The 9,544-nt window shown below is 57.4% G+C and carries 11 protein-coding genes; 4 read left to right on the top strand and 7 right to left on the bottom strand.

All coding sequences use genetic code 11. The annotated features are described in order from the left end of the window. Nucleotides 1-82 precede the first annotated feature (82 nt). From flgE to TK42_RS26545, 6 genes are all read right to left on the bottom strand, one after another. Nucleotides 83-1,399, bottom strand: a complete 1,317-nt coding sequence (gene flgE / locus TK42_RS26520; RefSeq protein WP_032879842.1) for a flagellar hook protein FlgE — start codon at nt 1,397-1,399, stop codon at nt 83-85. A 31-nt stretch (nt 1,400-1,430) separates the two neighbouring features. Continuing rightward, nucleotides 1,431-2,150, bottom strand: coding sequence for a flagellar hook assembly protein FlgD (gene flgD, locus TK42_RS26525; protein ID WP_032879841.1), 720 nt, complete (start codon nt 2,148-2,150; stop codon nt 1,431-1,433). Nucleotides 2,151-2,166: 16 nt separating this feature from the next. Beyond that, nucleotides 2,167-2,610, bottom strand: coding sequence for a flagellar basal body rod protein FlgC (gene flgC, locus TK42_RS26530; protein WP_005790586.1), 444 nt, complete (start codon nt 2,608-2,610; stop codon nt 2,167-2,169). A gap of 3 nt (nt 2,611-2,613) precedes the next feature. Further along, entirely contained in the window at nt 2,614-3,021 is a 408-nt protein-coding gene (flgB, locus tag TK42_RS26535) for a flagellar basal body rod protein FlgB (RefSeq protein ID WP_003193573.1), read from the bottom strand. Between the two features lie 308 nt (nt 3,022-3,329). Beyond that, complete coding sequence (gene cheR, locus TK42_RS26540; RefSeq protein WP_005790588.1) at nt 3,330-4,157, bottom strand: protein-glutamate O-methyltransferase CheR; 828 nt, start codon at nt 4,155-4,157, stop codon at nt 3,330-3,332. Nucleotides 4,158-4,199: 42 nt separating this feature from the next. Then, nucleotides 4,200-5,132, bottom strand: coding sequence for a chemotaxis protein CheV (locus tag TK42_RS26545; RefSeq protein WP_005790590.1), 933 nt, complete (start codon nt 5,130-5,132; stop codon nt 4,200-4,202). A 74-nt stretch (nt 5,133-5,206) separates the two neighbouring features. Between TK42_RS26545 and flgA the strand changes: the two genes are divergently transcribed. The 4 genes from flgA to TK42_RS26565 all read left to right on the top strand — a co-directional run bounded on the left by flgA (nt 5,207) and on the right by TK42_RS26565 (nt 7,794). Then, nucleotides 5,207-5,962, top strand: coding sequence for a flagellar basal body P-ring formation chaperone FlgA (gene flgA / locus TK42_RS26550; RefSeq protein ID WP_032879840.1), 756 nt, complete (start codon nt 5,207-5,209; stop codon nt 5,960-5,962). Between the two features lie 143 nt (nt 5,963-6,105). Continuing rightward, nucleotides 6,106-6,429: a flagellar biosynthesis anti-sigma factor FlgM gene (gene flgM / locus TK42_RS26555; protein WP_032879838.1), complete on the top strand. Its 324-nt coding sequence runs from the start codon at nt 6,106-6,108 to the stop codon at nt 6,427-6,429. A gap of 48 nt (nt 6,430-6,477) precedes the next feature. After that, on the top strand, nt 6,478-6,948 hold the full coding sequence (locus TK42_RS26560; protein ID WP_005790595.1) for a flagella synthesis protein FlgN: 471 nt from the start codon (nt 6,478-6,480) through the stop codon (nt 6,946-6,948). Between the two features lie 96 nt (nt 6,949-7,044). After that, entirely contained in the window at nt 7,045-7,794 is a 750-nt protein-coding gene (locus TK42_RS26565) for a flagellar brake protein (RefSeq protein ID WP_005790597.1), read from the top strand. 57 nt (nt 7,795-7,851) lie between these two features. Here TK42_RS26565 and TK42_RS26570 read toward each other — a convergent pair whose 3' ends face one another. Continuing rightward, nucleotides 7,852-9,231 (bottom strand): MFS transporter, encoded by a 1,380-nt coding sequence (locus TK42_RS26570; RefSeq protein WP_103735508.1) that lies wholly within the window; start codon nt 9,229-9,231, stop codon nt 7,852-7,854. Nucleotides 9,232-9,544 lie beyond the last annotated feature (313 nt).

Raw genomic sequence — 9,544 nt, forward strand, 5'->3', positions numbered from 1 at the left:
GGGTGGTGTCAGTCAATGGATACTTGGCTGATACACCGCTATCGGGGGCAAGCCCCCTCCCACATTTTGAAGCACTAACCTATCAGGTCATCTGGATGATGGTCTGCATGATGGTGCTTTGGGTGGAGATGGTCTTGGCGTTCGCCTGGTAGTTGCTCTGGGCCTTGATCAGGTCAACCAGCTCGTTGGTCAGGTTGACGTTGGAGTTCTCCAGGGAGGTGGCCTTGATCGACCCCAGAGTGCCAGATTCCGGTGCGTCGAAGCCCGGCTGACCCGACGCGAAGGTCTCTTTCCAGGTCGTACCGCCGGCGGGCTGCAGGCCCTGCTCATTGTTGAAGCTGGCCAGAGAAATCTGGCCGATGGCCTTGCTCTGCTGGTTACTGAAGGTGGCGAAGAGCACACCGCTGCCATCGATCTTCAAGCCGGTGATCTGGCCGGTGGCGTAACCATCTGTGACCGGCGGGTTACGGTAGCTGGCCGAGTTGTACTGGGTGACGGTGCCCATGTTGATGGCGATGCCGTCCTTGTTCGCCGTCGCATCGTTAGCCTTCCATACGCCATCGGTCACCGTGCCAGGTACCCAATCCTTGATGGTCAAGGTGTTACCGGCAACACCGCCGGTCACGATGCTCTTGAGGTTACCAGCACCATCGAAGCTCAACGTCGACGGCACAGGCGCCTTCACGTCAGCACCGGTTCCGGTAGGCGCCGAACCATCAGGATTGCGGCCATCGATCAAGGTGTAGGCCTGCCACTGGTTGGCATCGGTTTTCACCAGGTACTGCACCATCGGGTGCGCGTTGCCCTGGGAGTCGTACAAGGTGGTGCTGTATTGCGTGGTGAAGGTTTCGGATTTGGTTGGATCAAACGGGTTCTTGGACTGATCGATCACCGGCGACGAGGAGTTCAGGTTGCTGGAAGAGTCCACCTTGGTAGACGCCTTCGGGGGCAGGTTGGCCAGGTTCAGCTGCAGGTCGACCAGGCCACCCTTGGTGATCTTGCCATTCTCGTCCGCGGCATAGCCTTGCAGGCGCGAGGTGCCGGTATTGTTGGTGATATAGCCGTCTTTGTCCGCGCGGAAGGCACCGCTACGGGTGTATTCCAGCGAGCCGTCGCTGCCCTTCTGCACGAAGAAGCCACCGCCCTGGATCGCCATGTCGAGGATGCCACCGCTACCATTGACATCGCCTTGGGTGAACTGCTGGGACACTGCCGCCAGGTTCACACCGTTGCCGATACTGTTCTGGCCGGTGCCCAACTTGGAAGCCGCGTAGATATCGGCGAATTCCGCACGGGATGACTTGAAGCCAGTGGTCGCGACGTTGGCGATGTTGTTGCCGGTCACGTCCAGTTGTTTGTTGGCCGCATAGAGGCCGCTAAGGCCGATATTAAAAGACATGTTTCTCTCCCTCTGCCGTATTTAGCCGGCTCTATGTACCGATAGTCTGAATTTGCGACAGCTTGACGCTGCCCATGCCGCCTGCAAGGTTGAGCAGCATTTCGCCGCCGGTCTTGCTCAAGGTCACGCTGGTGACCGTGGCCGGTAGCGAGGTGGCCAGGGCCACCGCGTCACCTTTGTCGTTCTTGGTGGAGGCATTGAAGGTGTAGGTGCCGGCTGGGGCGACCTCGCCCTTGTCATTCTTGCCGTCCCAAATAAAGCTCTGGCTGCCGGCACTCTGCGCGCCCATATCCACGGTGCGCACGACGTTGCCGTCCTTGTCGGTGATTTTGACGGAAACGTTACCCGCCGCCGATGGCACCTCTACCGAACCGTTCATGCTCTTGCTGGTATCAACCATGGCTTTGTCGGTCTGGATAATGATCGACCGCCCCACCAGCGATGAAGCCTGCAGCGCTTGCGAAGAGCTGAAGTTGCTGGAGATGTTATTCACCGAGTCGTTCAGGGTGTTGATGCCTTCCAGGCTGCTGAACTGGGCAAGTTGGGCCACGAACGCGCCGTTGTCCTGGGGCGACAGCGGGTTCTGGTTTTTCAGCTGGGTTACCAGCAACTGCAGGAATGCGTCCTTGCCCAGCGACTGGTTGCCAGTGGCCGCTTTGGAAACATTCGAGACATTGTTCGAAGCGTCCTTGACCTTGGAATTGAACAGGTCCTGGACTGCCGTGTTGTTTGACGTATCAACGATGGCCATTATTTGGCGCCCCTTATTACTGACCCAGGGTCAGGACCTTCTGCATCATGGCTTTGGCGGTGTTCATCATTTCCGCATTGGTCTGGAACGAACGACTGGCGGAGATCATGTCAGCCATTTCCTCGACCACGTTGACGTTGGGGTAGTAGACGTAACCCTTTTCGTTCGCGGCCGGATGGTTGGGCTCGTAACGGGCCTCCAGGTTGCTCTGGTCTTCGACCACACCCAGCACCTGCACGCCGGAGCCGGCTGCGTCCTGGTTCTGGAACAACGAATCGCTGCCACCGGCCTGGCCACCCTGGAACATGGTGGCAAACACCGGGTGACGGGCACGGTAAGTCTGGTCAATGCTCGAAGAGACGGTCTCGGCGTTGGCGATGTTACTGGCGACGGTGTTCAAACGCGTGGTCTGCGCGCTCATGCCACTGCCGGCAATATTGAAAACACTGGACAGGGACATGGCTTATTCTCCACGCAGGGCTGACATCAGCCCTTTGAATTTGCTGTTGAGCAGGGTAAAGCTGGCCTGGAAGTTCACCGAGTTCTCGGCGTAGTTCGATTGCTCCAACTGCGCGTCGACGGTGTTCTGGTCGATCGACGGCTGCATCGGCGTGCGATACAGCAACGACTCGTCACCCTTGCTCAGGCCTTGCGCTTCGATATGACGGCTGTTGGTCATGTTCAAGGCGAAGGTGCCGTTCTTGGTCTTGTCTTGCTGTGCGGCGAGCACGGCAGAGAAGTCCAGGTCCCGAGCCTTGTAGTTCGGGGTATCGGCGTTGGCAATGTTATTGGCCAGGACTTCGGCACGCTGGGCGCGAAAGCCCAGGGCTTGTTCATGGATACCGAGCGCTTTATCGAAGCTGATGCTCATGGCGGAAACCTTTAGGCTGACCTGCTGTTCGTTAGCAGGGTTATAGCAAGGTGCGTGCCAGTCTTGCGGAGGCCCGTATATCAAGGGTTTCGAGGGTAGGTGCCGGCGACTATGCCAGAAAAGCGGCAACGGGTTTCCGCGTGGCGCCAGTAAAGCGGCAATGGGGAGTTGCCGCTTTCTTCAACGTTGCCGCAGAAACAAATGTGGGAGGGGGCTTGCTCCCGATAGCGGTGTATCAGTGATAAAGACATCAACTGAACCACCGCTATCGGGAGCAAGCCCCCTCCCACACTTTAACTGCGTGCGACTTACTTGGCCTGGTAGATGATCCCCGGGCTGCACTGCACCATCTGGTAATGGTCCGGCAGGCCATTCAACGCTTCGGAAGCACCGAGGAACAGGTAACCGCCGCGCTTGAGCGTGCCGTGGATACGCAACAGGATGTCTTTCTTCACTTCGGCCGAGAAATAGATCAGCACGTTGCGGCAGAACACCATGTCGAACTTGCCCAGGCTGGCGTAGCTGTCGAGCAGGTTGAACGAGCGGAACTCCACGCGATTCTTGATCGGTGCCTTGATCGCCCAGCGCCCGGCGCCTTTGGGGTCGAAGTAACGCTGCAGGCGCTCCTGGGATAAACCGCGGCCCAGGGCCAGGCTGTCGTACTCACCGGTCTTGCAGTTGGTGAGCATGGTGCCGGACAAGTCGGTAGCAACAATTTGCGCGCCGGCTTTCAACTGGCCCATGTTGGTTCGCTCGAACTCGTCGATGGACATCGAGATCGAGTACGGCTCCTGCCCCGAGGAACAAGCCGCCGACCAGATACGCAGGCGCTGGCCAGGACTGGCCTTGATGGCTTCCGGCAACACTTTGTTCTTGAGCACTTCAAAGGGGTAGGTATCTCGAAACCACAGGGTTTCGTTGGTGGTCATGGCATCGACCACCATTTCCTTGAGCCCGCTGCGCGGCTGCCCCTGGATCCGCTGGACCAACTCACCCAGGGACTTGATGCCCTGCTGTTCCATCAGTTTGTTGAGACGGCTGGATACCAGGTACTGCTTGTTTTCACCGAGCAATATGCCACAGGCTTTTTCCAGGAAGACCCGGAACTGTTCGAAATCCAAATTACCCGTAGACAATGATACCGCCTCTTAAATCGTGTGATCGCCGGGGGAAATCCCCTAGCCGTGATCTGCTGCCTTGATCCGGTCGACTACCCGGGATGCCAGGTCATCAGGACGGAATTTGGCCAGAAAGTCATCAGCACCAACCTTCTTGACCATTGCCTGATTGAATACCCCCGACAACGAAGTATGCAGGATGATATGCAGTTTTTGCATGCGTGGATCGTTGCGTATCTCGGCCGTGAGCGTGTAGCCGTCCATTTCCGGCATCTCGATGTCGGAGATCATCATCAGGAATTCTTCTTCGGGCTTCTTGCCTTCGTCCACCAGCTTGCGCAGGTAATCCAAGGCCTGACGACCATCATTGAGGGCCACCACGTCTACACCAACGGTCTGCAGGCAGCGTGTGACCTGCTTGCGCGCCACTGAGGAGTCGTCCACGGTCAATACGCGCAGAGACACCGCCTTGTGTGCAGTCTCGGCATCCACCACACCCACAGAGATGGTTTCCGAGGTGGGCGCCACTTCTGCGAGGATTTTCTCCACGTCGATGATTTCGACCAACTGGTTATCGACCCGTGTCACCGCCGTCAGGTAGTGATCGCGCCCCGTGCCCTTGGGCGGCGGGTGGATCTCTTCCCAGTTCATATTGACGATACGCTCCACCGAGCGCACCAGGAAACCCTGGGTCTTGGTGTTGTACTCGGTGATGATCACAAAGGGGTTCTGGCGGTCTTGCAAACCCGCCGAGCCCGTGGCCATCGCCAGGTCAAGAATGGGAATAGTTGCACCACGGATGTTGGCTACGCCACACACCACTGGGCTGGACTTGGGCATGATCGTCAGCTTGGGGCATTGCAGCACTTCCCGCACTTTGAATACGTTGATGCCGTACAACTGCTTGCCATCCAGGCGAAAAAGCAACAACTCCAGGCGATTCTGCCCTACCAGCTGTGTGCGCTGGTTTACTGAATCCATTACACCTGCCATGCCCTGACTCCTAAATCCTGGGGGTACGACGCGCACCCAACACTAAACGGCACGAGCTTTGCTATTTATTAAACATGGATATTAAAACGACAGTTTCCCGACGCCCTAGCCACCGCCGGCTGTTCAGCACCGTGATGGCGCTGCTTGCCTTGAGCATTGGCGCTACCGCACGCGCCGACAATGTCACCCTGCCTGATCTCCTTATCGGCGTCACCCAGGGTTTTCTTGAATTCACTGTAGAAGATTATCTGGCGACCACGCAGACCCCGGGACGTTATGAAATTCAGGTCAGCCAGTTGGACCCGCGCTTGCGCATGCCGATGTGCGACAAGGAATTGACAGCCACGCTGGAAAGCCCTGCCCAGCCCATCGGACGCGTAACGGTAAAAGTTCGCTGTGAAGGCGCCTCGCCCTGGACGGTATTCGTGCCGGCTCAGGTCAAGCTGTTCCGCGATGTGGTAGTAGTCGCGCGGCCGTTGAAACGCACCGGCATCATCGGCTACGAGGATGTGGCCCTGCGCGAGCGCGATATCAGCCTGATCAACCAGGGCTACCTGACCTCAGTGGATCAGGCTATCGGGCAGAGACTCACCCGACCAATGGTCACCGATCAAGTCATCACACTGGTTCATCTGGAACAGGCCGAAGTGATTCGCAAGGGTGACCAGGTGGTGATTTCTGCCAGCAGTGGCGGGCTGAACGTAAGGATGCCAGGGGAGGCACTGTCCAACGGCGGCATGAGCGAACAGATTCGCGTCAAGAACCTCAACTCCAATCGCGTGATCAAGGCGCGGGTCACGGCGCCAGGTCAGGTCGAAGTTGCTTTATAGATCACTGGAATCACAGCCCGGCTTTTCCTACACTGTGTATTGGATGTCGAGCGGTACAGGTTTATTGTCAATCGAGCCTAAAGTTTGCCCGGGTATGGCCGAAAACATGGCAAGCGTCCAAATACCCAGAGGTTTTTTTCACCATGGTCATTGATTTCAGTCGTTTGAATAGCACCCAGGCTTTGCCGGGCAATACGCGCACCAACGGTGCCAAGGACAGCGTAGAAGCCAAGTCCCAGCCCCTGCCCGCCAAGGCAGAGCAGGCCAGCGCCAGCCAGAGCGGGGAATCGGTACACCTGAGCAATGAGGCTCAACAGTTGCAGAAGGTCACTGACTCGCTGCGTGATCAGCCGGTTGTCAATAAAGCTCGCGTGGCTGAGTTGAAACAGGCCATCGCCGACGGCAGCTATAAAGTCGACAGCAGCCGTGTAGCCAGTAAGCTGCTTAACTTCGAAGCCGAGCGCTAGGCAAAAGCCTGCGCAGGGCTTTTGGACGCTTAAAACCCAAGGCCAGCCATGCACCACGACGAACATCTGCTTCAACTGATCATTGATGATCTGGCGCCCACGCACCAGTTGCTTGAGCTGCTCAAGGAAGAATCCCTGGCCCTGTACGGCCGGGACATGCCCTTGCTCGAAGAAATCCTGGCGCGCAAGCAGTCGCTGATTGTGTTGCTCGAACAACACGGCAAGAAGCGCAGCCAGATACTCATCAGCCTGGGCCTGCCTGCCGATCACGAAGGCCTGGCACAACTGGCCAGCCATTCCTCGGTCGGTGATCAATTACTGGCGCAAAGCAAAGAACTCAATCAATTGCTTGCCCAGTGCCAGGAAGCCAACCTGCTCAACGGCCAATCAATCCAGCTTCAGCAAGCCACGACCGCCAATCAGTTGCGCATACTGCACGGTGGTGAGCCTCCGGCCCTGTACAACGCCCAAGGCTCCACCTCTCGCCTGGTCAAGCCAAGTACCCGCAGCCAAGCCTGACACCGGTTTACAGCGCGACCTATCCAAGGAGCGCTACATACTGGCAAAATGCCGGTTCTTGCGTGTAGTCGTACTTTGTCTGGAGATGGAAGAACCGTGTTCAACGCCCCTAATGCGGAAGATGCACCGCAGCCACCGAAGGTGCTCACTACGCCTCTGGAAGTCGCCAGCACATTACGGATGCTGCAAGAAAGCCATGATCCGCTGATCATCACTTTCCACGAACGCAGCCAGCGCTTTCAAAGCTATTTGGTGGATATTGATCGGGACAGCAAAACGCTGGCCCTGGATGAAATGATCCCCCGAGACGGTGAGCGCTACCTCGAGAACGGCGAACCCTTTCGTATCGAAGGCTTCCATGAAGGTGTACGGGTTGCCTGGGAAAGCAATGGCACGCTGAACATCAGCGAAAAAGACGGCCACCGTATCTATAGCGGCAGCATGCCTGATGAAGTGGTTTACCATCAGCGGCGCAATGCATTTCGCGCCGCGCTGAAACTTGCGCAATTGGTGAATATCGAACTGGGCGGCGAGAAGCTCAAGGCACCGATCAGCGGCAAACTTCTGGACATTTCCGCCACCGGCTGCAAATTGCGCTTTGAGGGCGATATCTCCGAGCGCCTGCAGTTGGGCCAGGTCTATGACCGCTTTATCGCCGCCCTGCCCTTTGGCAGCATGACCACCTCCGTCGAACTGCGCTACCTGCACTTCGAAGACAAGATCAACACGACCTTTGCTGGCGTGCGCTTTCACAACATGAGTGGTTTGGTGCAGCGCCAGGTGGAGCGTTTTGTCTACCAGCTGCAGCGTGAGGCTCGGCGCTTCGACAAGGACGATGATCTTTAAGGTTTGGACGCTGAAATAAAAAACGGGCAGTTCCTGATAGGAACTGCCCGTTTTCATTCAGGGGCGTGCCCTGCTCAAGTCATGGGGATGTTCATCCGGGTCCACCGGCTCCTGCGGCTCTTCATTGGCTGGCTCATCAGTTACCGGGTCTGGCTCGGGTTCCGGGTCAGGGACAGTGACCTGCATCTGCTCCTGTACCACTTGCTCATCCACCCGTGGGTCTAGCGCTGCTACCAGCGGTGAACTGGACATGCTGTCAGGCATCGCCACGTGATGCAGCGGGGCGTCGTCGACCTGGTGCAGGTTGGTCACTGCTTTGGGGCGGATGCGCCATACCAGGATCAACGCACACAAACTGAAAAACGCGTAGAGCATTTGGCTGCCGAACAACTTCATCACTACGCCCGCCAGCAGTGGGCCGATACTGGCGCCTATGCCGTAGGTCACCAACAACATGGCCGTCAGCGAAACCCGACGATCACCTTCTACATGATCGTTGGAAAAAGCCACTGCCAATGGGTAAAGGCAGAATTGCACCAGCGAACAGAAGAAGCCTGCCACAAACAGCACTTCCAGCGGTACTTGAGTCATGATCGCCAGCGGCAACGCTGTTACGGCCAGGCACAACGCAAAGCAGCGAATCAACAGCGCGCGGTCATAGCGGTCCGATAGCCATCCCAGCGGCCACTGAACGACCAAGCCGGCAAAAATGCAGCTCCCCATGAACAAGCCGACTTGCTCAGTCGTCAGCCCCTGCTGAGACGCGTAGAGCGGCGCCAAACCGTAGAACGACCCAACGATCAAGCCCGCGCCCAGCACCGTACTAAGAGACTGTGGCACACGCTTTATAAAAAAACGGGGCTCCATCGGGGCCGGGTGCAGGGGCGCGGGGTGAATGCGTCGGGTCATGGCCACAGGCACCAGGCACAACGCAAAACACAGCGCGACCAACATCAGCAGTTCAAGCCCAAGGTGGGGATGCAGGACCAGGATCAACTGCCCCAGTACCAACCCGAGGTAGGACGCGATCATGTAGCCGCTGAACACTACGCCACGCTGCTTGGCATCCGCCTGTTCATTGAGCCAGCTTTCGATAACCATGTACTGGCACATCATCCCCAGGCCGACGATTATCCGCAGCACGATCCAGGCAGGTAGCCAATCAATCAAGCCATGACCCAGCACTGCCGCGCCGACGATTCCGGCGCAAGTCGCGTAGGCACGAATATGTCCAACGCGGGCAATCAGGCGATGCCCGATCTTGCCGCCCAGTACCAAGCCAAAATAGTTGGCGGCCATCAGCGCACCGACCCACAAACTGTCGACATTGTCTGCCGCCAGGCGCAAGGCCAGGTAAGTACTGAGCAGGCCGGAGCCAATCAGCATCATCAAAGAGGCGAAATAAAGGGCTCGAAAAGATTTCCAGATCTGGCGCATCGGCGTTCCGAGCGGCTCCTTGCGGTAAGGGATTGGGCTATCGGCATGATAGTCCGGGTGGTCGGGTCCGGACAGGCGGTGCGGCCTGTTTCCGGGGATTATTTTGCATAAGAGCTCAGACGTTGCACCTGTGTCTGTAGGTACACAACGATAGAGATAAATACATGACGCCCCTGCTGTGAACCCTGAAGCGCTGCAAGGTTCGACTGATCTTTGAGGCTTTGCAAAAAGCTGTGGGTATTGAATAGCTCGGTACTTTTCGACCGCCCAAAACAAAACCCCTGTTTGCGTTAGCAAACAGGGGTTTCGGAAT

The organism is Pseudomonas sp. GZJR-8 (assembly GCF_002916705.1).
Classification (GTDB): domain Bacteria; phylum Pseudomonadota; class Gammaproteobacteria; order Pseudomonadales; family Pseudomonadaceae; genus Aquipseudomonas; species Aquipseudomonas synxantha_A.